Source organism: Halosimplex litoreum (assembly GCF_016065055.1).
In the GTDB taxonomy this organism is placed as follows: Archaea; Halobacteriota; Halobacteria; order Halobacteriales; family Haloarculaceae; genus Halosimplex; species Halosimplex litoreum.
On the sequence record NZ_CP065856.1, the window covers coordinates 1,931,723 to 1,954,184 of the forward strand.

The 22,462-nt window shown below is 70.3% G+C and carries 25 protein-coding genes; 12 read left to right on the forward strand and 13 right to left on the reverse strand.

Annotation, left to right across the window (positions count from 1 at the left end):
- Positions 1–140: 140 nt before the first annotated feature.
- A complete protein-coding gene (locus I7X12_RS09620) occupies positions 141–353 on the reverse strand; it encodes a hypothetical protein (RefSeq protein WP_198063595.1) in 213 nt (70 codons plus the stop codon).
- A 178-nt stretch (positions 354–531) separates the two neighbouring features.
- Complete coding sequence (gene nirK / locus I7X12_RS09625) at positions 532–1,614, reverse strand: copper-containing nitrite reductase (protein WP_198063596.1); 1,083 nt, start codon at positions 1,612–1,614, stop codon at positions 532–534.
- 162 nt (positions 1,615–1,776) lie between these two features.
- Here nirK and I7X12_RS09630 point away from each other — a divergent pair, with 162 nt between their 5' ends.
- Positions 1,777–2,874: a halocyanin domain-containing protein gene (locus I7X12_RS09630; protein WP_198063597.1), complete on the forward strand. Its 1,098-nt coding sequence runs from the start codon at positions 1,777–1,779 to the stop codon at positions 2,872–2,874.
- 45 nt (positions 2,875–2,919) lie between these two features.
- On the opposite strand, the gene I7X12_RS09635 is transcribed toward I7X12_RS09630, so the two are convergent.
- Complete coding sequence (locus tag I7X12_RS09635) at positions 2,920–3,771, reverse strand: alpha/beta fold hydrolase (protein ID WP_198063598.1); 852 nt, start codon at positions 3,769–3,771, stop codon at positions 2,920–2,922.
- 150 nt (positions 3,772–3,921) lie between these two features.
- On the opposite strand from I7X12_RS09635, the gene I7X12_RS09640 reads away from it, so the two are divergent.
- Together I7X12_RS09640 and I7X12_RS09645 are read left to right on the forward strand one after the other, a co-directional pair.
- Positions 3,922–4,530: a hypothetical protein gene (locus I7X12_RS09640; protein WP_198063599.1), complete on the forward strand. Its 609-nt coding sequence runs from the start codon at positions 3,922–3,924 to the stop codon at positions 4,528–4,530.
- A 26-nt stretch (positions 4,531–4,556) separates the two neighbouring features.
- Positions 4,557–4,919, forward strand: coding sequence for a hypothetical protein (locus tag I7X12_RS09645; RefSeq protein WP_198063600.1), 363 nt, complete (start codon positions 4,557–4,559; stop codon positions 4,917–4,919).
- Between the two features lie 31 nt (positions 4,920–4,950).
- Here the strand turns inward: I7X12_RS09645 and I7X12_RS09650 are convergent, their stop codons facing one another.
- A complete protein-coding gene (locus I7X12_RS09650) occupies positions 4,951–5,598 on the reverse strand; it encodes an ArsR/SmtB family transcription factor (protein ID WP_198063601.1) in 648 nt (215 codons plus the stop codon).
- 124 nt (positions 5,599–5,722) lie between these two features.
- A complete protein-coding gene (locus tag I7X12_RS09655; RefSeq protein ID WP_198063602.1) occupies positions 5,723–6,448 on the reverse strand; it encodes a DUF1405 domain-containing protein in 726 nt (241 codons plus the stop codon).
- Between the two features lie 186 nt (positions 6,449–6,634).
- Here I7X12_RS09655 and I7X12_RS09660 point away from each other — a divergent pair, with 186 nt between their 5' ends.
- The 4 genes from I7X12_RS09660 to I7X12_RS09675 all read left to right on the forward strand — a co-directional run bounded on the left by I7X12_RS09660 (position 6,635) and on the right by I7X12_RS09675 (position 10,587).
- Positions 6,635–7,051 (forward strand): DUF5802 family protein, encoded by a 417-nt coding sequence (locus tag I7X12_RS09660; RefSeq protein WP_198063603.1) that lies wholly within the window; start codon positions 6,635–6,637, stop codon positions 7,049–7,051.
- 51 nt (positions 7,052–7,102) lie between these two features.
- Positions 7,103–8,002: a Vms1/Ankzf1 family peptidyl-tRNA hydrolase gene (locus I7X12_RS09665; RefSeq protein WP_198063604.1), complete on the forward strand. Its 900-nt coding sequence runs from the start codon at positions 7,103–7,105 to the stop codon at positions 8,000–8,002.
- A gap of 495 nt (positions 8,003–8,497) precedes the next feature.
- On the forward strand, positions 8,498–9,520 hold the full coding sequence (locus I7X12_RS09670) for a DUF1611 domain-containing protein (RefSeq protein ID WP_198063605.1): 1,023 nt from the start codon (positions 8,498–8,500) through the stop codon (positions 9,518–9,520).
- 2 nt (positions 9,521–9,522) lie between these two features.
- Entirely contained in the window at positions 9,523–10,587 is a 1,065-nt protein-coding gene (locus I7X12_RS09675; protein ID WP_198063606.1) for a dipeptide epimerase, read from the forward strand.
- Positions 10,588–10,602: 15 nt separating this feature from the next.
- Here I7X12_RS09675 and I7X12_RS09680 read toward each other — a convergent pair whose 3' ends face one another.
- The 4 genes from I7X12_RS09680 to I7X12_RS09695 all read right to left on the reverse strand — a co-directional run bounded on the left by I7X12_RS09680 (position 10,603) and on the right by I7X12_RS09695 (position 14,319).
- Positions 10,603–11,076 (reverse strand): DUF6789 family protein, encoded by a 474-nt coding sequence (locus I7X12_RS09680; protein ID WP_198063607.1) that lies wholly within the window; start codon positions 11,074–11,076, stop codon positions 10,603–10,605.
- Positions 11,077–11,224: 148 nt separating this feature from the next.
- A complete protein-coding gene (locus I7X12_RS09685; protein ID WP_198063608.1) occupies positions 11,225–12,832 on the reverse strand; it encodes a hypothetical protein in 1,608 nt (535 codons plus the stop codon).
- A gap of 122 nt (positions 12,833–12,954) precedes the next feature.
- The gene (locus tag I7X12_RS09690; protein WP_198063609.1) at positions 12,955–13,410 is read right to left on the reverse strand and encodes a cupin domain-containing protein; all 456 of its coding nucleotides are present in this window, start codon (positions 13,408–13,410) and stop codon (positions 12,955–12,957) included.
- A 69-nt stretch (positions 13,411–13,479) separates the two neighbouring features.
- Complete coding sequence (locus I7X12_RS09695; RefSeq protein WP_198063610.1) at positions 13,480–14,319, reverse strand: sugar phosphate isomerase/epimerase family protein; 840 nt, start codon at positions 14,317–14,319, stop codon at positions 13,480–13,482.
- Positions 14,320–14,428: 109 nt separating this feature from the next.
- On the opposite strand from I7X12_RS09695, the gene I7X12_RS09700 reads away from it, so the two are divergent.
- Positions 14,429–15,640 carry a site-2 protease family protein gene (locus tag I7X12_RS09700; RefSeq protein ID WP_198063611.1) on the forward strand — a complete coding sequence of 404 codons (1,212 nt, stop codon included), beginning with the start codon at positions 14,429–14,431 and terminating at the stop codon, positions 15,638–15,640.
- 52 nt (positions 15,641–15,692) lie between these two features.
- On the opposite strand, the gene I7X12_RS09705 is transcribed toward I7X12_RS09700, so the two are convergent.
- The 3 genes from I7X12_RS09705 to I7X12_RS09715 all read right to left on the reverse strand — a co-directional run bounded on the left by I7X12_RS09705 (position 15,693) and on the right by I7X12_RS09715 (position 17,430).
- Positions 15,693–15,980: a GYD domain-containing protein gene (locus I7X12_RS09705; RefSeq protein WP_198063612.1), complete on the reverse strand. Its 288-nt coding sequence runs from the start codon at positions 15,978–15,980 to the stop codon at positions 15,693–15,695.
- 152 nt (positions 15,981–16,132) lie between these two features.
- Positions 16,133–16,477, reverse strand: coding sequence for a hypothetical protein (locus I7X12_RS09710; protein WP_198063613.1), 345 nt, complete (start codon positions 16,475–16,477; stop codon positions 16,133–16,135).
- Between the two features lie 128 nt (positions 16,478–16,605).
- Positions 16,606–17,430: an SDR family oxidoreductase gene (locus tag I7X12_RS09715; RefSeq protein WP_198063614.1), complete on the reverse strand. Its 825-nt coding sequence runs from the start codon at positions 17,428–17,430 to the stop codon at positions 16,606–16,608.
- Between the two features lie 296 nt (positions 17,431–17,726).
- On the opposite strand from I7X12_RS09715, the gene I7X12_RS09720 reads away from it, so the two are divergent.
- Positions 17,727–17,963: an amphi-Trp domain-containing protein gene (locus I7X12_RS09720; RefSeq protein WP_198063615.1), complete on the forward strand. Its 237-nt coding sequence runs from the start codon at positions 17,727–17,729 to the stop codon at positions 17,961–17,963.
- A gap of 132 nt (positions 17,964–18,095) precedes the next feature.
- Positions 18,096–19,055, forward strand: a complete 960-nt coding sequence (locus I7X12_RS09725) for a Gfo/Idh/MocA family protein (protein ID WP_198063616.1) — start codon at positions 18,096–18,098, stop codon at positions 19,053–19,055.
- Between the two features lie 19 nt (positions 19,056–19,074).
- Here the strand turns inward: I7X12_RS09725 and gpmI are convergent, their stop codons facing one another.
- The gene (gene gpmI / locus I7X12_RS09730; protein ID WP_198063617.1) at positions 19,075–20,631 is read right to left on the reverse strand and encodes a 2,3-bisphosphoglycerate-independent phosphoglycerate mutase; all 1,557 of its coding nucleotides are present in this window, start codon (positions 20,629–20,631) and stop codon (positions 19,075–19,077) included.
- Between the two features lie 140 nt (positions 20,632–20,771).
- On the opposite strand from gpmI, the gene I7X12_RS09735 reads away from it, so the two are divergent.
- Together I7X12_RS09735 and I7X12_RS09740 are read left to right on the forward strand one after the other, a co-directional pair.
- Positions 20,772–21,164, forward strand: coding sequence for a DUF7522 family protein (locus I7X12_RS09735; protein ID WP_198063618.1), 393 nt, complete (start codon positions 20,772–20,774; stop codon positions 21,162–21,164).
- Positions 21,161–22,417: a DNA double-strand break repair nuclease NurA gene (locus I7X12_RS09740; protein ID WP_198063619.1), complete on the forward strand. Its 1,257-nt coding sequence runs from the start codon at positions 21,161–21,163 to the stop codon at positions 22,415–22,417. The genes I7X12_RS09735 and I7X12_RS09740 overlap by 4 nt, the downstream gene beginning before the upstream one ends.
- Positions 22,418–22,462 lie beyond the last annotated feature (45 nt).

Consider the following 22,462-nt stretch of genomic DNA (forward strand, 5'->3'; position numbering starts at 1 on the left):
TTGGGACTCCCGCAGGCACACACAGCGTACCGGCGCCAGCACGACGACGGAACCGCGAGCGAGAGAGCCGCGTCGAGAGCGAACACCGGGATGCAGTGACCCGCGTTCGTCTCGCCCACACGGTGTTCAGTAGGGGCGGGTCACTGAACGTAGCCCAGATCGCGCAGGTCGTCGAGGATCTCCTCGTCCTCGATCGCGTCTTCGATCGCGTCCTCTCGGTCTCCCTGCCGTTGTTTCAACACCTCGACGAGCTGTCGAGCGCTCCGGAGTTTGTAGATAGTGTTCGGGTCACCGACGTCTCGTTCAGCACCTCGAAGCAACTCGTCGAGGGCTTCAAGCGTGGTCTTCGGCATTGCAGTTCTCGGCTGATACATCGTTTCGTCGAGCATCAATTTTCGGGATCCAGCGAACGACGGCTGCACGCTTCGTGCGCCGAGCCGAGTGTCGTTCTCGCCACGGCGAGACGGCCGACGGGCGCCACCGGCCCGCTGCGAGCCACAGCGGGCCACCGGCGTCCCGTCCCGTTCCCCGTCACTCGGGGTTCGGGTCGAAGATCTCGGGGTTTGCCTCGCCTTCGACGTCGATCACGGCCAGGGCACCCTTGCGGGCGACCCGCGAGAGGGCGTGGTCGACGAGCTTGATGGGGCCCGGGACGGGGTAGTGCATCGTGGCGATGGCGGTGGAGCCGGGCTGGACGGGCGTGGTCTGGATGTTGCGCTGGGGTCGGCCGCCGAGGCCGCCCTGGGGGTAGACCTCGTCCCAGACGCTGCCGATGGGGTGGAAGGAACTGGCGAGGTTCGGGCCGCCGACGCAGTAGTACACCCTGGCGGTCTCGCCCGTCTCGGCGGCCATCCCGGCGTACTTGTCGGGCGTGATGGCGTATCTCTCACCGTTGATGAGCACGTAGGTGGGCTCCTCGCGGGCCATCGCGCCCATGTCGAAGGTGTGATGGCCCTCCTGGCCGGTCTCGCCGTCGGTGTACACCTCGTGCTGGCCGAGGTAGAACTCGTGGTCGACCTCGGGCAGCCCACCCTCGGGTTCGACGAGGACGATGCCGAACATCCCCGAGGAGATGTGGTAGTCCATGTTCGCGACGGCGCAGTGGTAGATGAACGCGCCGGGGTAGGTGACTTTGAAGCGGACGCGCTCGGTCTCGCCGGGAGCGACGGTCGTGGCCTCGGCGCCGCCGCCGGGGCCGCGGACCGCGTGCAGGTCGACGTTGTGTGGCATCCGGTTGCCCTCGGCGTTCGTGACGGTGAGGTCGACGGTATCGCCGACGCGGGCGCGGATCATCGGCCCCGGGATCCGCTCGTCGAAGGTCATGAACTCGAAGGTGGCGCCGTCCTCGATCTCGGCGGTCACCTCCCGCGTGGTGAGTTCGGCCTCGATCGTGGCCGGCTCCGAGCGGTCGATGGGGTCCGGGATCGCCGTCGGGTCGGCGGCGACCCGGTCGACCGTCGGCTCTCTCGGGGCGTCGAGCGCCCGCGAGTCGCTGTCGGCTTCGGTGAACGTGACTTTGTCGTCTGGGATCTCGCCGGCACAGCCGGCGACGGCCGCCGCGCCCGCCGCGGCACCGGTCTTCAGGAAGGTCCGACGGGTAGATCTGGGAGTCATGGCCGGGTACAGTCGGACCTGAGGACAGCACACGGAAAATGAGCGACACGGGTTCTCGCTCGCATAGGACCAGACCGAACACGTTCGTCGCCGAGCGACGGCGTTCCCAGCCTCCGGGAACGTCCGGATGGGGTTATTTGAAAACGGCGGGAACGGACGTGTATGAGCACGGACGACGGTATCGATCAGGGGCGACGCGACGCCATGAAGACCCTCGCTATCGGGGCGACGGTCGGCGGGCTGGCCGCCGCGGGCGCGCGGCCGGCCGCGGCCCAGTCGACGGACCTCACCGACTGGTTCTCGAACGTGGGCAACGTCGACGGCGTCGTCGACGAGACGGGCAAGGGCGAGGTCACCGTCGAGGTGGGCGTCTCGGGCAACGGCGGCGCCTTCGGGTTCGGACCGGCTGCGGTGCGGGTCGACCCCGGGACGACGGTCGTCTGGGAGTGGACCGGCGAGGGAACGCCCCACAACGTCGTCGCGGAGGACGGCAGCTACCAGAGCGAGATGATCACCGAAGCGGGCGCCACCTTCAGCCACACCTTCGAGTCGGCGGGCGTGAGCAAGTACGCCTGCGTCCCGCACAAGGCGATGGGGATGAAGGGCGCGGTGATCGTCGGCGACGCCGACGTGACCGTCTCGACCGGGAGTTCGACCGCGACCGCCGCCGGCGGGAGCGGCGGCAACGAGACCAGCGCGAGCGGCTCCGGCGGCGGTGGGTCCGGCCCGAGCGGCGACTTCGTCGAACCGGACTACGACGGGTGGTTCGACAACGTCGGCAACTACGACGGCACCGTCGACATGACCGGCCAGGAGGAGGTGACCGTTGAGGTGGGTGTCGAGGGCAACAGTGGCCCGTTCGGGTTCGGCCCCGCGGCCGTACGGGTCGACCCCGGGACGACGGTCGTCTGGGAGTGGACGGGCAAGGGCGGCCAGCACAACGTCGTCGGCGAGAGCCACGACTTCGAGAGCCCGATGCAGGGCTCGGAGGGCGACACCTACGCCCTCGAGCTCGACGGCGAAGGGGTCGTGAAGTACGCCTGCGCGCCCCACCGGATGGCGGGCATGAAAGGCGCCGTCGTCGTCGGCAACCCCGCCGCGGCGAGCGGCGGCGGTGCCGGTATCGACCTCTTCGAGACCTCGCTGTGGGGGCTGGCGGGAGCCATCGTCGCCGCGCCGTTCGTCGCCAGCCAGATCGTCGCCAGCAGGCGGTCGAACGACGACGACGGCCGCCGAGCGCCCCACCGGCCAGCCGACTGAGAGCGGCGGCCGACCAGTCGGAGCGTCGGCAGCTGTCCCGCCCGCTCAGACCTCGTCGAGGAACGACCGCAGTTCGCCGGTCGCCAGGTCGCGGCGGTCGCGGAAGACGCAGTGGCCGGCGTCGTCGACGTGTCGCAGGCGGCCGTCGGGGATCAGGTCGACGGCTTCGCGGTCGCGCTCGCGGGCTTCCTCGTCGACATCGGCGCGGAGGACGAACGTGGGCGCCTCGATCTCGGGAAAGGTCCCCTCGGGGTCGACCCATCCCGCCTCGAACACGCCGGTGATGTTCGGGCTGACCCGCAGGCGGGCGTCGACGAGCAGACTCGCCAGTTCCTCGTCGCCGGCCGCGACGTGGCCGGCGAGTTCGTCGTCGGCCTCGAGCAGTTCGGCCTTGGTGTGGTCCTGCCACCACAGGATCCGCTCGCGGATGGCTTCGACCTCCTCGTCGCTGCTGAAGCGCTCCTCGCCGCGGTTCTCGCGGTTGTGGCCCAGCAGACAGGCGGGGTCGACCGCGACGACGGCTCGCGGCCGGTCGGGGTCGAGCGCGGCGGCCGCGAGCACGGTGTCGCCGCCCATCGAGTGGCCGAAGTAGATCGGGTCGGCGACGCCGAATCCCTCCAGCAGGGCGATCAGGTCGGCGGCGCGCGTGTCGGCGTCGTAGCCCGAGTCCGGGGCGTCTGAGTGGCCGTGGCCACGGGCGTCGTAGACGATCACGTCGTAGTCGTCGGCGAGGTCGCGGGCGAGCGGGAGCCGACAGCGGCCGTCGTCGAAGACGCCGTGAGCGACGACGAGCGGAGGGCCGTCGCCGCCGCTGCGGTCGTAGTGCAGTCTGACTCCCTCGGCGACGTCGACGTACCCGCTCGTCCAGTCGGCCGGCGGGCGCGTCTCGACTGGCATGAGACCACGTACGCCGATCGGCCGCAAAAACCTGCGGACACCGGAAGTCGACGCCGTCGTCCCGACGACCCCGACTGCGCCGTCGGGTTCTGTCGTCGCGCGGCCGACGCGAGGAAAAGGCACATGGGCCCTCGGTCCGGAGTGTCGGGTATGTCAGAGCGGACGGACGAGCGGGTCGAGGACTTCGACGCGGACCTCGGCGACCCCGACGACGGCGACGTGGGCTTCAGCGACGACGAACTCGGTGTCGACGTGGATTCGCTGACGAGCGGGCCCGACGCTGCGAGCGGTGGGTCGTCCGCGTCGCCCGCCGAGAGCGAAGCGAGCGCCGAGTCCGCCGCCGACTCGGGGTCGAGCCTGCGCTCGCGGCTCACGCCCTCGATCGGTCGGCCGAACCTCGGGGTCAGCGTCCCGTCGCTGCGTTCGTTCCTGCTCGCGGCCGTCGTCGTCGTCGGCGGGATGTTCGCGGGCAGCGCCGTCCCCTTCGTCGGGTCGGTCACCGGCCTGATCGGTCTGTTCCTCGGCGCCTTCCTCCTCGGCGCGGCCAGCGGGACCCGACGGTACGTCCCGGTCGCCGTGGCCGGCGCGGCCGCAGCCGTCGTCGCGACGATGATGCAGGGCGTGCTCACGCTGACGGCCGTCGAGAGCCTCGGACTCGGGCCGACGGCCGCCCTCGGCGCCACGACCGGCATCCTCGTCGCCGTCGTCGGCCACTACTTCGGCCGCGACCTGCGCGACGGCCTCACCCGCGAGATTTAATTTCCCGGCGCGAACACTGTTTCCCGATGACAGGAGACGAGAGCTCCGTCGAGAGCGGAGCCGTCGACGTGCTCCGCTACGAGACCGACGAGGGGCCGGTCTACCGCGCTACACCGGCCGGAGAGGGCGAGGCGGTCGTCGCGGCGCACGAGCGGGAGGTCCGCGAGCGCCGCACCGGCCGCCTGCTGGCCACCGGAACTGTCGTGGCCGCGATCGTGCTTACCGGCGTGGTCATGGAGTCAGTGGTGGCAACGGTCGCTGGCCTGTTGTTCGTCGCTGTCGTGCACGTTTCGAAAGACGACGACCACGACGAGTCGGTCCCCGAACTCGTCGAGCGCAACCAGTTCAGGCGCGACGCCGAGCGAGCCTACGACCTCGAAGACGGCTGAACGCCCGCTCCGGGTCCGAGCGGGCGAGCGGTCACTCCGGCAGCGACCACTCGTCGTCGTCGCGCTCGGCGATGTCTTCCTCGGCGAGCCGTTCGAGCGCCTCCTCGACGACCTCGGGAGGTGCTTCGACGCGGCGGCTCACCTCGTCGACGGTGCCCGCACGGGTGGCGAGCGCCGACACCACGTCGCCGAGCAGTCGGGCGTCCTCGCCCTCGAACTGGTCGGTCAGCTCGCCCATCACCTCGGCGAGGCGGCCGTGGACCCACCGCTGGGCCAGCGAGAGCTCGCGGTCGAGATCCTGCAGTCGGTCGAGCTCCGCGGCGAGTTCGCCGGTGTCCGCTCCCTCCTGGACTTCGGCGTCGATGGAGAGGTGCCGGCACGTGGTCACGTCGATGGAGCTGCCGGGGTAGGCGCTCTTGGTGCCGAATCGGTACGGCGAGACCGTCACTTCCAGCCGGAGGTTGCGGGCGATGCGGAAGTACTTGCGGCGCTGGTCGTCGACGCTGCTCTCGACGAGGCCGGCGGTCTCCAGCCGGTCGAGGTGGTCGATGACGGCCTTCGGGCTCACGCCGATGTACTCGCTGATCTCCGTGACGTAACAGGGCTTGTGCGCGAGCAACCGGAGGATCCGCCGACGGTTGGCGTTGCCCAGCAGGTCCAGCAGTTCGGCGGAGTCCATTCACCTGAGGTTCGCGGTCGATCCTTATAAGCGTGTCCCCGGCGTTCCGGTGCGGTCGTGCGGTCGCGTCGGCGCGCCGTCGCCCGGATCGCGGCCTGGGCGGACGCGGTCGCTTCCCGCCCGGTCACTGCGCCGCGTCCGGGTCAGTCGAGAGCCTCGGGAACGCGCGGGCGGCCAGCGCGACGGCGACGACCGAGGTGGCGACGCTCCCGACGGTCAGGACGACGCCCGAGGTCGTGAGCCCGCCGGCCGAGAACAGCGCCCCGGTGTCGTACCGTAGCGGCGGGTGGAGACCGAAGCCGTAGTCGACCAGATCGTTGCCCAGCGCGAGCGCCAGCGCGAGGCCGAGCGCCCCGGGCGTGGTCCGCCCGAAGTGCGGCAGGAGGTACGCCTCGGGGATGAACAGGAGGTGGGTGACGAGCACGCCGAAGTAGCGCCACACGTCGGGGTAGTACAGCCCGAACTGGAGGTTCAACGCGAGCGCGAGCCACAGTCCGGTCTCGACGAGCCAGACGAACGATATCGTGTAGAGATAGGCGAGCACGAGATTGGCGGGCGCGGCGTCGAGCCGCCGGCCGAGGTTCGGCAACAGCGTGGCGAGCGCCAGCGCCATCAGCAGCGTCGCGACCGGCGAGTCCATGTAGATCGGCCACGCCAGCGTCTCCACCTCGGGGAGCGTCTCCAGGTAGAAGAACACGCCGACGAACACGCCCGCGACGTTGGCGAACACGAGCCAGACGAGACTGGGGGCGTTCTCCAGGTAGTACCGAGCCCACCGCCGCGGGATCACGGCGTGGCGGTCGGTCGCTCCCCCCTCCGCCCGTTCGTCGCCGACCGGCGACTCGTCCATGGTCGACCCGGAGTCCCCAGGCCACATAGCCGTACCGAAGCCGCGGTCGACGCCCGTCGTCGACTCCACCGGGATCGCGACTTCGCGGCCCCACGACCGCCGGGTCGGCCGGTCCGAATGCACGACATCATAAGGCTACCGGGGAAGACTTATCCGAGACCATGGTTGTGATCCACATGCACAGCAATGTTCGAACAGTTCTCCAGCGGCTACTACCTGGGGCGGCTCTACGTCGAACCCAGCGAGAGCGACGCGGCGGCCATCGCCGCCGCCCAGCACGAGCAGGTCAACCAGCAGTTGTACGCGGACGAGGGGGTCTCCCGGACGGACCTCCCGCTCGTCATGAAACTGGAGAACACACACTTCACGGTCTACGGCGACGAGCGTGTCCCGGCCGACACCATCGCGATCCCCGAGTCGCTCGTCGAGGAGACGAACGTCCGCAACCCGCCCTCGCTGCGGGAGGTGTTCCTCGCCAAGGCCGAGCGCGCCAGGCAACTGCTCTCGGTCGCCGCGGGTACCCCGACCAGCGAGGAGGCGATGGACGACGCCGTCCCCGACCACCCCTTCGACGGCGAGTTCGGCGGACCCACCGGGATCTGACCCGGCTCGCGACCCCGTATATTTAACCGCCCGCGGCGTCCCCATCCGGTGATGTTAGACCGGGTGCTCGGTCGCGCCGAACTCAAAGAGCGTATCGCGGACCTCGAAGACGAACTCGACAGCCGCGAGCAGCAACTGGAGGCCGAGCAGCGCCGGCGCGCCGACGCGGTCAGCGACCGCCAGGACGCCGAAGAGGAAATCAACCGCCTCGAAGACCGCATCGCCGAACTCGAAGGCGAGGTCGAGCGCCTGCGCGACGGCCAGGCCGGCGCCGAACGGGCGTTCGCCGCCGAGGAGACGCTGCGCGACGGTCGCCTCCGCGCCGTTCTCGACCGTCTGGAGTCGATCGAAACCGACCCCGAGGGCGCGTTCACAGCCTACGTCCCCGACGGACACGACCTCTCGGAGTCGGTCCGGGAGGCGTTCGGCGACCGCGCGGCGCTGGTGGGTCGGGCCGCGCCCTGTCTCGCCGTCACCGACGACGCCGCGCTCGTCGACGCCTGTCTCTCGGTGCCGAACCCGCCCGAACCGTTCGCCGAGTGGAGCGACGTCGTCGCGTTCGAGCGGTCGTGGTTCGAACCCACGGGCTCGTTCACGTTCGCGCTCGTCCGCTCGGATCTGTTCGCCATGGCCGAGTACGACGGCGACGAGCAGGTGGCCTTCCAGGGGTTCGATTCGGATCTGAAGAGCAAACACTCCAAGGGCGGCTACTCCCAGGCCCGCTTCGAGCGGCTGCGCGACGAGCAGATCGACAATCATCTGGACCGGTGCCAGGTGGCGTTGGAAGACCGGAAGACCGAGCGGCTATTCGTGGTGGGGGAGCGCACCGTGTTGGACGAGTTCGAGGAGTTGGCGGACGTGGTGTCGTCCGTGAGCGCGAGCGGCGAGCCCGAGCCCGCGCTGGAGTCGGCGTTTCGGGAGTTCTGGCGTGTGCAGTTGCGAGCGTTGTAGACTGTGGCCGCGCGGGTGTCGGGATTGCTGCGACCAGCACGACCGCAGACAGCGTGACGGGTCTCGTAGCGACAGCAGCCGACAGCACCGCGGACCTGATCGTAGCGCAAAACAGCGTGAAAGCCCCGGCTCTGTCGACTCGGGCGCCTCGCTGCGCGCTTCGCTCACTGCGTTCGCTGCAGTGCTTGCGTCGTCGGCCTTCGTCGACAGAGCCGCCCCTTTCATTCCCGCCCGCACAGACTGACCGGACAGCCGACATGGGTGGGGATGAAAGGGGCCGTCCGCTTCGGGAAGACGGGTGACGCAAGCACCGCAGCCGAGCGAAGCGAGGTGAGGAGCGCAGCGAACCCTTCGACCGAAGCGGACGGGGGCTTTCACGCTGTTCGCGGTCACGATCGAGACAGCGGTGCTGCCGGTTGCTGTGGCTGTCGCGGTCGCGGCTCCAGCTCCTCGAACCACCGACCGATTAAATCCGACCCGAACGAACACTCGTCCATGCGCGTCGCGATCCTGGCCCACGAGGGGTTCCCTGACCGAGCGAAGACGGCCGTGGGGATCCTGCGCTACGCCGACGACGAGGTGGTCGCGGTGCTCGACCGCACCCGCGCCGGCGAGCGCGTCCGCGACCACGTCTCGGACGTGCGGGGCGCCCCGATCGTCGACGGCATCGACGCGGTCGAGGAACCCATCGACGCGCTCGTGGTCGGGATCGCACCGATCGGCGGCGGCTTCGACGAGACCTGGCGACCGGACGTGACTGGCGCGCTCGAACGCGGCGCCGACGTGGTCGCCGGCCTCCACTACTTCGTCGGCGACGACGAGGAGTTCGCCCGCCTCGCCGACGAACACGGCGCCGAGATCCGCGACCTGCGCAGACCACCGGACGACCTGTCCGTCAGCGACGGGACGGCGAGCGAGATCGACGCCGAGGTTGTCCTCACCGTCGGCACCGACTGCTCGTCCGGGAAGATGACGACGACGTTCGAACTCGCCGAAGCGGCCCGCGAGCGCGGCGTCGACGCCGGCGTCGTCCCGACCGGCCAGACCGGGATCGCCATCGAGGACTACGGAATCGCCGTCGACCGCGTCGTCTCCGATTTCGCCGCCGGTGCGGTCGAGCGGATGGTCACGGAGCGCGCGAGCGAGTTCGACGTGCTGTTCGTCGAGGGCCAGGGCGCCGTCGCCCACCCCGCCTACTCGGGGGTAACCACCAGTGTCCTCCACGGGGCGATGCCGGATCGGCTGGTCCTCTGTCACGTCGCCGGCCGCGACGCCGTCCACGGCTACGAGCACGTCCCGATCTCACCGCCCGGCGAGTACGCGGCGCTCTACGAGTCGCTGGCCGAACCCGTCGCGCCCGCCGAAGTGGTCGCCGGCTCGCTCAATACCCAGCGCCTCGACGACGACGCGGCCGGCCAAGCGATCGACGACTACGCCGACGCCGTCGGCGCGCCCGCGACCGACCCCGTCCGCTTCGACGCGAGTGAACTTCTTCCGGCGGTGCTGGGGGAGGAGTGAAGATGGCGTCGCACCGTACCGACGCCGGTCTCACGACCGAGTTCGAACGCCTCGCGCTCCCGCTCGACGACCCGTTCACCATCGCCCGCGGGACGATCGAGACGGCCGAGAACGTTCTCGTTCGTGTCTCGGACGGGACTCACGAGGGCGTCGGCGCCGCCGCGCCTTCGACCTATTACGGCGAGACGCCCGCGACCGTCGAGGCGGTCCTGCCGGAACTCCTCGAAGTCGTCGAGGATGTGGGCGACCCCCACGTTCGCCAGCGGATCGAGCGCGAGATGCGCGAACGCGTCGACCGGAATCCCGCCGCACGGGCCGCGGTCGACACCGCGCTCGCCGATCTGGCCGCGAAACGCCTCGACGTTCCCCTCTACCGCCAGTGGGGGCTCGACCCAGACGCGGCGCCCGTCTCCTCGTTCTCGATCGGCCTCGCCGAGCCCGACGAGATGCGCCAGCGGGCCGAACGCGCGGTCGAGGAAGGGTACTCGATCCTGAAGGTGAAACTGGGGGCGGGCCGCACGGGCGAGCGCCTGACGGCCGTCCGCGAGGGCGCACCCGGGGCGACCGTCCGCGTCGACGCCAACGGCGCCTGGACGCCCGCCGAGGCCGTCGCCAAATCCGAGATTCTCGCCGACTGCGGCGTCGAGTTCGTCGAACAGCCCGTTCCGGCGGACGACGTGGTAAGCCTGCGTCGGGTTCGGGACCGCGGCGCCGTCCCCGTCGCCGCCGACGAGTCCGTCGTGACCGCGTCGGATGTCGCCCGGGTCGCCGACGCCGTCGACATCGTCGTCGCGAAGCTCCAGAAGTGCGGGAGTCTGCGCGAGACGCGGCGAGTGGCCGCGGGCGCTCACGCCCACGGCTGCGAGGCGATGATCGGGTGCATGGTCGCCTCGAACGCGACCGTCGCGGCCAGCGCCCACCTCGCGCCGCTGTTCGATTACGCCGACTTGGACGGGTCGCTGTTGCTCGACTCGGACCCCTTCGACGGCGTGGCGATGCCCGGCGGCGCGATCGACCTCGCGGCGGTCGAGCGAGCGGGGACGGGTGCGGTCGAGGCGGGTGGATGATCGTCCGAGTACCGCCTACAGCCGGTCGCCCGTCGCGGCGTAGACACCGCCGAGCACCAGCCCGTAGACGGCGTGCCACAAAAGCGACGGGGGCGCGAAGTTCGGGAACGGCGGCGACGCCGGCGACCCGACTGCGTCGAGCCACAGCGGCATCACGAGCGCCGCGAGGACCGCCCACGTCAGGACCCCCCAGGCGACGCCCGCGCCGACCTGCTCGCCGGGCGAATCGAGGTCGAGCGCGCCGACGATGGCGGCGAAGACCACGCCCAGCACGGCGCCGTGGGAGGCGTGGACGAACAGCCCCGCGGCGCCGCTGGGCGGCGGTGCCAGCGCGTACAGCGAGGGGATCGCGACGGTGATCGTCGGCTCGTTCATGACGACGACCAGCGCGCCCATCGCGAGCGCGCCGAGAATCCCCCCGACGACGCCGGCCCCCCAGGAGTCGTTCGCGTGCGATTCCTCCGCCGCAGCCTCGGTCGCTGTCGACATACCCGAGGCGACTCGCGGCGCGCGAAAGAAACCGACTCGGGAGTGTGCGCGTGCTGCCGTGGCGCACACCGGCGGTAGGGTTATGTGGGGTAACAGGCTCGCGAGGGACCCGCGACGGCCCCGCAACGACCCGGCGCGGAACGCCGACTCAGATCCACGCCGCGAACGACTCGCGCTCGCGGCTCAGTTCGACGTATTCGCCCTGCATCCGCGCGAGCGCGGTCTCCAGGTCGGCGCCGTCGCCCAGGTGCTCGCCGACGCGCGCTTTCTTCCAGGCGCTCGGGGTGACGCCGGCGTCCCAGCGGGCTTCGATGGGGTCGAGATACCGGTCTCGCGTCCCCTCGCCGACCCCCTGTTCGGCCAGCCCGCGGCGGGCGTACTCGAACACCTCGGCGAAGATTTCCTCGGAGTCGTCGGTCCGCTCACCGTCGGCGGTGACCCACGCCAGCTCGGCGTCGAGGCCGTCCTCGACGGCGGCGTAGAAGCTCCGTTCGGCGTCGTCCCAGGCGAGGGCTCCGAGCGGGTGGTCGGCGGCGACCAGCCCTTTGAGAAGGCCCGCGGTGAGCACCTGGAGGCCGACGATGTCGCGGACGGTCGGCTGGGTCGGCAGCGGGCGGTACTCGATGCGCAGCGACCGCTCGTCGCAGGCGCCGTCGACGGCGTCGCCGCCGGCCACGCCGCGCACCCACCGCCAGAAGGTGCCCCGCTTGTAGTCGAACTCCCAGGCCGCGCTCGTCGGGTCGCCGCCCTTCTGGCCTTCCTCCTCGACCGCCTCGCGTTCTATCCACTCCCGGAGGAACGGAGCGAAGCTGTCGTCGGCGACGACGTGACCCAGCGCGTCGGCGGGCTCGTCGAGGTCGTCGGGCACTCGGACCTTCCGACAGGACTGGTTCATCGACTGCTCGAAGGCGGCGATCCGCAACTCGTGGTGGGTTTCCTCGACCAGTCGCTCGGGGTCGGCCACGTCGCCGTAGCAGTCGCCGGGCAGGAACGGCGAGTTGGCCGACAGCGCGACGAGCGGGCCGAGCGTTCGCGTCGCGAGGTTGTGATACCGTGGGAACTCGCTCGGGTCGGGCACCTGCACGTGGGGCTGGATCGAGGTGGCCAGCGACTCGAAGAGGATGGTGCGATACCCCGTCTCGACGCCGGGGACGGCGAAGTCGATCTCGCCGCCGGCCCGCCGGACGGCGACGTTGTCGAGGGCGCCGTAGCGGGGGTCTCTCCGCATGTTCCGCGCGACGAGGACCGGGTCGTCGGGGTCGCCCCCGGGGACGACGACCGGTCGGTCGCCTTCGGTGTCCCGGCCACCGGGACCGCGAACCTCCACGTCGTCGAGGTAGGCGTGCGTTCCCTCGGCCGGTGCGACCGCTGGCATCGCGTCGAGGACGATCGCCAGGCCGTGCTCGCGCGCCCGCTCCCGCGTGGCGGCCAGGTCCCTCTCGATCTCGGCGGCCTGTGCGGCGACGCCGTCGTCGTCGAACTCGCTCGGCGCGGCGTTGAGTTCCGCGTTGTGCAACCCGAGTTCCTTGTCGGCCGGCCCCTCGTACACGTCGTCGGGGATCGGCGCGAGCGAGCAGTCGGCGCCGTCGCCCGCCAGCGCGTACACTTCCAGTTCCAGGCCGAGCGTGGCGGCCGCGTTGTCGAAGGCACCGTCGGCCAGCGCGTCGGTCAGCCGGTCGGCCTGGTCGCGGACTCGCTCGTCGAACGCGCCGGTCCCGGCGAGCGAGCGCCTGACGAGCGATTCGTGGTCGGTCATTACTCCGAGGGTGGTCCACCGCCGACAAAAAAGGCTCGGGCGCCGCGTCGTCAGCGCCGGTCCGCCGTCCCGGCCGCCGGAGGTCCTCCCGGCCACCCGCTCCCGGCCACCCGCTCCCGGCCTCACTCCTCGTCGACGAGTTCGATCGCGTCGTCGCCGGTCGGGACCGCACAGAGGAAGGCTCCTTCCATGTCGCGCTCGTTGCGATACCAGTGGACGGCACCGGCGGGGATGTGCAGCGCGTCGCCACCCTGCACCGTGTGTTCCTCGCCGTCGACGGCTTCGCCGTTTACTCGAGGCGTCTCCGACGCCTCGGTGTCGATGCCGACCACGTACTCCCCCGCGAGCACGTACTGCTCGTGTTCGATCTCGTTGGTGTGCTTCGGTACCTCGGCGCCGGGTGCCAGTGTGAACCGGCGGATCGCGAGGTTCTCGGCCCCGTGGTCCTCGCCGACCAGCACCGCCTTCGACAGCCCCTCTGCGGCGTCGACTTCCTCGTACTCGATGTCGGTCGCGCGGCGGATCAGTGGTGTTTCCGGGTCTGCGACCGATTCGTCGGTCGCTTCGCTCTCGTTCATGGGGACGGCTACGCCCCCCGGGACAATGACTGTGGTCCCGCTAGGAGAAGTGGTCGGCCTCGCTTCGACTCAGATCCCGGCGCGTTCGAAGACCAGTTCCAGCGACCGGGCGGTCTCGCGGGCGGCGTCGCCGTCGGTCATCGCTTCCAGCTCGTCGGAGAACGGTTCGGCCATCACCGGGCCGTCGTACCCCACGCGGTCGAGGTGGGCGAGGAAGGCCTCGACGTCGACGACGCCGGTCGCGCCGGGCATGGCGCGCTCGGTGTCGACGTACTCGTCCATCGCCAGACCTTCGGGGGCGTCGTTGACGTGGACGTCGACGACGTCGTCGGCGTCGAGCGCCTCCAGTGCCTCCGTGGACCCCCCAGCGGTGTGCCAGTGCCAGGAGTCGAGCAGGAGCCCGGCGTTGTCCCCGACCGCCGCACAGAGGTCGAGCATGCCCTCGGCGGTCGAGATGAACTCGTACTCGCGGCCCTCGCGTAGCCGTTCGGGGCCCAGAAACTCCAGCCCCAGGTCGATGCCGTTGTCGGCCAGGATATCGGCGACGGGTTCGAGCCGGTCGCGGTGGAAGGCGAAATTGTCCTCGAAGGGGCGCTCGTCGCTGAAGGACACGATGTACGTGGACAGTCGGGTGTAGCCGACGGCGGCCGCGGCTTCGGCCACCCCGGAGAGCGCGTCCAGATCGGCCTCGTAGGGCTCGGCGTCGGCGGTCACGTCGACGGGGAGGTTCGCACTGCCCGCTCGGAGCCCGTGCTCGTCGAGGACGGCGCGGTAGTCGTCGGGACCGTGTTCGCGGAGGTAGCCGATGTCGACCTGTATCGCGTCGAAGCCGTGTTCGGCTACGAGGGCGGCCGCCTCGGGGACGGCCGAGCCGACGCCGGCGGCGTCGGGGCCGAAGCTGGTGTACATGATCCGACCGTCGCTCGCTGTCGGTATGTACCCCTCGCAGGCGGCGGACCTCGCTGCTACCGCCGCCGCCACGCACGGGCTTAAGGTCGTGCCGGGACTACTCGGGGGTATGCGACGATTCCGAATCGGGAGCGCCTTCGGGATCCCGATCAACGTCGACCTCACGTTCCTCCTCGTCCTGCCGCTGTTCGCCTGGGCGATCGGGTCCCAGATCGGGCTGTACGCGGGGCTGGTCAACGACCTGTGGGGCTCGTCGATCCCGGTCGACGCCCTCACCGGCTCGACGGAGGTGTCGCTGGCGCTGGGACTGGTCGCCGCGCTTGGTCTGTTCGTCGGCGTCGTGTTACACGAACTGGGCCACTCGCTGATGGCGATGCGCTACGGCTTCCCTATCTCGTCGATCACGCTGTGGATCTTCGGCGGCATCGCCCAGCTCGACGAGATGCCCGAGGACTGGCGCCAGGAACTCTTCATCGCTATCGCCGGTCCCGCCGTCAGCGTCGCGCTCGGCGTCGTCTCCTACGCCGCGTTCCTGGCGGTGCCCGCGGGCGAGTCGCTGGCCGTCGCGGCGGCGCAGTTCGTCCTCGGCTACCTGGCGCTGATGAACGTCGTGCTGGCCGGGTTCAACCTCCTGCCGGGCTTCCCGATGGACGGCGGGCGGGTGCTCCGGGCGCTGCTCAACCGGACTCGCCCGTACGCCCGCGCCACCGAGATCGCGGCCGAGGTCGGGAAAGTGTTCGCCATCCTCCTGGGGCTGTTCGGCCTGTTCGGCGGGGGTGGCCTGTTCCTGGTCGCCATCGCCTTTTTCATCTACATCGGCGCGGCCAGCGAGGCCCAGCAGACGACGATGCGAGCGGCCTTCGAGGGCGTCACCGTCGCCGACGTGATGACGCCGGCCGACCGCGTGACGACCGTCGAGGCCGACGGCTCCGTGAGCGACCTGATCGAGACGATGTTCCGGGAACGCCACACCGGTTACCCCGTCGAACGCGACGGGGCGGTCGTCGGTCTCGTGACGCTGGAGGACGCCCGCGCGGTGCGGGAGGTCGAACGGGACGCCTACCGCGTCGCGGAGGTCATGTCGACGGAGATCTACACCGTCGCGCCCGACGACGACGTGATGACCGCGCTGGAGGAGCTGGATTCCCACGCCGTCGGACGCCTGCTCGTCATGGACGACGACGAGTTCGTCGGGCTGATCACCCGGACGGACATCATGAGCGCGCTGTCGATCATCAAATCCAGCGGGCGCTACCAGTCCGAACCGGCCGACTCGGCGGGACCGGACGTGTTCAACGCCGAGGAGTCGCGGCAGTCGTAGCGCCGTGTCACGGCGGTCGTCGACGCCGATTCCCGGGGACGCCGCCAGTCCGTCAGGCGTCTTCGACGAGTTCGCCGATGCGGTCGATCGGCAGCCCCTGCATGGTCTTGGTGTCGAGGCCGTGGCGCTCGATGGCCTGAGTCACCTGAAACGCCCGTTCCTGGTCGTCGACGGCGTAGACGATCAGGAAGTCGTAGTCGCCGAGGACGGCGTGGGTGTCGACGACCTCGCCGCCGAGCTCCCGGATCTCATCGCGGATCGACCCCCAGACCGAGACGAGTTCCTGCGGGTTCTGGTACTCCGCTTCGTCCACGTCGACTTCCGTGAGGTACGTGGGCATCGGTATCGACTCGCACAACGTGCGGGGGGCAGTTGAGGCTGACGGCCGCGGAAGACCCGCGGACCCAACGGGCCCGCGGCCGTGGAGCGGTGGCGGTCGGGAGGAAAGCATGTTCGTCCGCGCAGTCCGCTCGCGGTCACCGGTCGCCGCCGCTACAGTTCGCCGTCGGGCAACTGGTCGAACGCCGCGGGGTCCTCCCACAGCTCGTGGAGGGTACCCGCCGCGAGGAACCTGGTCGGGGCGGCGACCCACTCGGTGGTCACGGGGTCGGACAGCTCCGGCGCGTCGGTCTCGAACCACCAGGCGACGTAGCGGCCGTCGGCCAGCCGCGCCGTCGGATACATCTGCCCGTCGACCTCGACGTCGACCCGGGTCTCGTCGTCGACCGGCGGGCGCTCGTCGCCGTCGGTCGCGACGCTGATCTCGATAGGGATCGACCGCTCTCCGCCCGCCTCGCCGACACCTGTGTCGTCGCCGTGTTCCGTGGTCGGGATCATCCTCGTCTCGGTTCCAGAGGAGACGCTCACGCCACATAAACCCCAGTCGGTCAGGCGTCAGACGCCGCGCGGTCGTGCGGTTCTCCGCCACCGAAAGGGGCGACGGACAGCGGTCGATAGCCGCTCGTTCAGACCCCACTGAACGCGGAGAAGCCGCCGTCGACCGGGATCACCGCGCCGTGGACGAACGACGAACCCGGCGCCAGCAGCCACAGCACCGTCGTCGCCAGGTCCTCGGGGTCGCCGAACCGACGCTGGGGCGTGTGTTCGACGATCGACTCGCCGCGGTCGGTGTACTCGCCGGTCTCCTCGTCGATCAGCAGGTATCGGTTCTGCTCGGTCAGGAAGAAGCCGGGCGCGATCGCGTTGACGCGCACGTCCGGCGAGTACTCGTGGGCGACGTGGACCGCCAGCCACTCGGTGAAATTCGAGACGGCGGCCTTCGCGCCCGCGTAGGCGGGGATCTTGGTCAGCGGCGTGACCGCCGCCATCGACGACACGTTCAGGATCACGCCCTCGCCCTGCTCGACGATGTGCTCACCGAACGCCTGGGTCGCCAGCACCGTCCCGACGAAGTTGACGTTCAGCACGTCCTCGAAGCCCTCGGTCGTGAGGTCGAAAAAGGAGGTGTCCTGCCCCGTCGTCGCCGCGGGGTCGTTGCCCCCCGCCGCGTTGATCAGGGCGTCGATGCGTCCGAACTCCTCGCGGACCGTCTCGGCGGCCGCCTCCAACTCGGCCCTGTCGAGGACCGACGCCGGCAGCGTGAGGTGCTCGACGTCCATCGCCGCGAGTTCGTCGCTCGTCTCCGCCAGCCCCTCCTCGCCGCGGGCGAGGATGGCGACTCTCCCGCCGTTGGCCCCGATCGCCTTCGCCATCGCGGACCCGAGTTCACCCGAGCCGCCGGTGATCACGCACACGCTTCCGTCGAGGTCGAACCCGTCCGGGACGCTCATATCTCGACTCCTCTGGACACAGCCGCAAGAACGTTGTTATCGCCGTATCGCGCGACTCGCGGGCGGCGTGGCAGGCACAGGGTTCCAGCGGCTTCCCTTCGGCCCCGCGTTCGTGGGGACCTCGGAGGGCATCGAGCGCGAGGTGCCGACCCGGTCCGCGCGGGTCGCCCGACGGCCGGACCGTCGAGCGCCGAGCGGCCGGGCCGTTCGCCGGTCGGCCCGGACACCCTTCGTAAGGCGTCGTTACCGTCGGTTCCCGCCCGTTACTTTTCCCGGGCGATTCCCCAGGGGAGCGTATGGGCAAGGAACTCGAAGCGTTCGACCTGACTCGCGACGAGGCGGCCGACAAGCTCGAATCGCTCGCCGCGGATCTCAGGGGTGACGGGAGTTTCGACGTGAACGTCGACAACCGCACCGTCCACCTCGCGCCCCCCGAGGACATCGGCATGGAGCTCGGCGTCCGGGAGATGTCCTCGCTCCTGCGGGGCGACCGCGAGGCCTTCACCGTGAAGCTCGAGTGGAAGCCGGAGTAGCGGGTCGGTGCCGACCGCGACGGACGACCCGCCGCGCCCCACCGACCGCACCGCGTCCGCCCCCGCGACCACGATCCGGTCGCGCTCTCCGCCGACGCCGCCTTTTTGCTCGGTCGGCGCGCGGGTCCGCCAATGACGGTCGACCTGGCCTTCGTCGGCGCCGGCGGCATCGCCCAGTGGCAGCACTTCGACAACCTCGAATCCATCGACGACGCCCGGATCGTCGGGATCTGCGACGTGGACGCCGACACCGCCGAGTCGGCGGCCGACCGCTTCGACGCGCCCGCCTTCTCCGACCACCACGCGCTCTACGCTGAGACCGACCCCGACGCCGTCTTCGTCTGTCTCCCGCCGTTCGCCCACGACGACCAGGAGATCGCCGCCGCCGAACACGGCTACGACCTGTTCGTCGAGAAGCCGCTCGCGCTCTCGGCCGAGAAGGCCCGCGACATCGAAGCGGCGATCGATGCCAACGACGTACTCGCGCAGGTCGGCTACGACTGGCGCTACTCGGCGGGCGTCGAACGCGCCCGCGAGATCCTGGCGGGTCGCGACGTGGGCTACGTCGACGGTTACTGGTGGGGCGGCGTCGCCGGCGGCGCGGACCACTGGTGGCGCCACGCCGAGAAGTCCGGCGGCCAGGTCGTCGAGCAGGCCACCCACGTCTACGACACCGTCCGCCACCTCGTCGGTGACGTCGAGCGCGTCGCCGCGGCGGGGAGCCACCGCCTCGCCGACGAAGTGGACTTCTCCGACGCCACCTCGGCGACGATGACTCACGAGAACGGGGCGATATCGCACGTCTCGACCACCTGCGCCGCCGAGGACGACGAGCACGGCCTCGAAGTCGTCGCCGACGGCGCGACCCTGGAAGTGACCGAGCAGTCGGTCTCGGGCGTCGTCGACGGCGAGGCGATCGACGAGGAATTCGACCGCAACCCCTACGCCGCCGAGGTCGAGTCGTTCGTCGACGCCGTGGCGTCGGGCGACGGCGCCGGCCTGCGCTCGCCCTACGGCGACGCCCGCAAAACCTTCGAGCTGACGCTGGCGGTCAACGAGTCGATCGAGGACGGCGAGCCCGTGGAGCTGTAGAACGTCGACGTGCGGTCGGCTACTCCAGCAGGCTCTCGCCGGTCATCGCCGCCGGTTTCTCGACGTCCAGCAGCTCCAGCAGCGTCGGCGCGAGGTCTTCGAGCGCGCCGCCCTCCCGCACGAGACGGCCGCCGTCGGTGCCGTCGGGCGCGACGTAGATCAGCGGGACGGGATTGGTCGTGTGGGCGGTGTAGGGCTCCGCTTCGGTCCCCATGTCGTCGGCGTTGCCGTGATCGGCGGTGACGAGGACGTGACCGCCCGCGATCCGAACCGCCTCGACCAGTCGGCCGAGTTGCTCGTCGACCGCCTCGACCGCCGCGACGGCGGCGTCGAAGTCGCCGGTGTGGCCGACCATGTCCGGGTTGGCGTAGTTGCAGACCAGGAGATCGGGATCCCGGTCCTCGATCGTCTCGATGGCGGTGTCGGTCACCTCGGCGGCGCTCATCTCGGGCTTCCGGTCGTAGGTCGGCACGTCCGGGCTGGGGACGATCTCGCGGATCTCGCCGTCGAACTCCACCTCGCGGCCCCCGTTGAGGAAGTAGGTGACGTGGGCGTACTTCTCGGTCTCGGCGAGTCTGAGCTGGGTGTGGCCCGTCTCCGAGACGACCTCGCCGAGGGTGTCTTCGGGGCGGACCGGGGGGAACGCGGTCGGCAAGTCGAAGGTCTCGTCGTACTGGGTCATCGTCACGACGCGGGTCTCGGGCGGGTCGGTGCGGCCGCCCCAGGCGTCGGCGCGGATGTCCGCGAGCATCCGCGTGAGCTGGCGAGCGCGGTCCGAGCGGAAGTTGAAGAAGACGACGCTATCGCCCTCGTCGAGGGCGGGCTGGCCTTCGATCAGCGTCGGCTCGACGAACTCGTCGGTGTCGCCCCGATCGTAGGAGTCGGTGACGGCCTCGACCGCGGAGTCGGCCTCGTGGCCGGCGTGGCGGTCGACGATGGCGTCGTAGGCCAGTTCGGTGCGGTTCCAGTTCTGGTCGCGGTCCATCGCGTAGTAGCGACCCGAGACCGTCGCGACGTGGCCCGTCCCCAGCTCGTCGGCGTGGGCCTCCAGGTCGGCGAGGTACTCCTCGCCGCCGGTCGGGGAGGTGTCGCGGCCGTCGGTGAAGGCGTGGGTGACGGCCTCGACCCCCTCGTCGGCGGCGAGTTCGATCAGCGCGTGGAGGTGGGACTGGTAGGAATGGACGCCGCCGTCCGACACGAGGCCCATGAAGTGGACGCGACCGTCGTTGTCGTCGGCGTAGTCGAACGCCGACAGGATCGCCTCGTTGTCGTCGATGGCGCCGTCGCCCTGGGGGTCCGGGCGTTCGCGACCGCGCCAGCGGTCGATGGCGTCGGTGACGCGGGCCGATTCCTGGACGACGACGCGGCCGGCGCCGATGTTGAGATGGCCCACTTCGGAGTTGCCCATCTGGCCCTCGGGCAGGCCGACGCGGCGACCGGAGGTGACGAGCGTGCCGTGGCCCCCGGCCGACCAGAGGCGGTCGAAGTTCGGCGTCTCGGCGGCGGCGACGGCGTCGCGGACGCCCTCGTCGGGGTTGAGCGCCCAGCCGTCGAGGATGACGAGCGCGGCTTGCATACTCGGTCCTCCGCCCGGACCGCCCAAGTCGGTGTCGGTCAGCGCCGGCCCGCTCGGCGCCGAAGCGTGCGATCCGTTGTCACCGCCCGGATCACCCGGTTCGGGGAACCTTATTGTGAGTGGCCGACCGTCGTTCACCTATGGACGCGCAACTGCTGTCGGACGACCTCGCCGACCAGATCGTGACGACGGCCCGGACCGCGACCGGCGACAGCCTCCGGTCGGTGACCTACTTCACACGCTCGGATTTCGAGCAGCTGTACCTCCGCGAGGACCTCGAACGCGACGCCGACCTGGACACCTTCGTCGGCCACGAGTGGCGCGGCTTCCGCGACACGCGCAACGCCTACCAGTCCTCGGAACTCGGCGAGTACCGCTACACCATCCGGGCCTTTACCAACGGGTTCCTCCTCCGGGTGACCCACGAGCGGGCCGGCGTCCTCATCACCACCGACGGCCTGTCGATGCAGTCCTACGACGAGATCGCCGAGGCCATCGAGAAGATGCTCGCCGAGGACCCGACCACCGAATGACGCTGGACCCCGTCCACGTCGACGGCATCGCCCGTCTGGCCGGCCGCGTCGGCGAGGGCGTCGACGAGGACGACCACGCCGAGGCCGCCGAGACGGTGTGGGCCGACTTTCTCGACCCGCTCTACCGCGACGGCGACCCCGTCCTCGAACCGCTGGGCGAACAGTGCCGCGAGAAGGTCCCGATCGACGCCGCCGCGCTGCGCGAGGCCCCGTTCCCCACCCAGCACGGGCTCGATTCGGGGACGATCAACCCCACGACCTTCAAGAACGGGCTCGTGCTCGACGTGTCCCAGGCCGCGATGGCCGCCGTCCCCTCCGATCTCGACCTCCACCGCGCGCGCACCATCGTGATGACCGCCCACTCCAACGACGACACCTACCGGATCGGCCAGGAGGACTGGACGATGCACGACGAGGGGTACGTCCGCGAGCGCGCCCTGCACGCCCCCAGCGTCGACCGATACGAACAGAACGTCGTCCACGCCCTGGCCCTCTACCTCGCCGAGAGCGAGCACGCCCGCGAGCAGGCCGAGATCGTCGACGATCTGTTGATCCTCGACGGGCCGCTCTACCCGACTGGCCTCCTCAAGTGGGGCGAGCGTGACACGGAGCTGGCCGACTTGCTCCTCGAAGACGAGCGACCGCGCGACGTGGTCGAGAACTACGTCCGACTCGTCGAGACCTTCGTCGACCGGGACGTACCGCTCGTCGGGTTCATCAAGAACAGCACCGCCAAGGCGATCACGCGGGTCGTCCGCGAGAAGGCCAACGCCCCGTGGGCCAACGACAACGCCTTCTTCCAGCGCGTGCTCGCCCGGCGCGACGGCAGCGGCGACCTGCGGACCGACGCGCTCACCGCGACTGGGTGGTTCCGCTCGCGGGTCGGCACCGACCGCGTGATGGCCGCCGACGGCGACGCGCTCGGCATCGACCGACGCCTCGACCCGTCGGCCTACGAGGTCAGCTTCTTCGTGCTGTACGACCCGCGTGACGACCTCTGTTACCGCGTCGAGGCGCCCTACGCGTTTACCGCCGACGAGGACACCCGCGAGGCGCTGCGCCTGCAGGTGCTCCACGACGTGGCCGGCGAGCAGGGACCGCCGCTCGCCGTCGCCAAGGCCGACGAACTCGCCCACATCGACCGCCAGGCCAACGAGCAACTGCGCCGGCGTATCGAGCGCGAACTCGGTAGCGACCGCCACCTCGAGTACGACGACAAGCGCTGGGGCGTCGACGTCGAAGAGCTGGTTTGAAGCCGCTACTCCGTGCTCCGGGCGTTCCTCGGTTCGGGAGTTTCG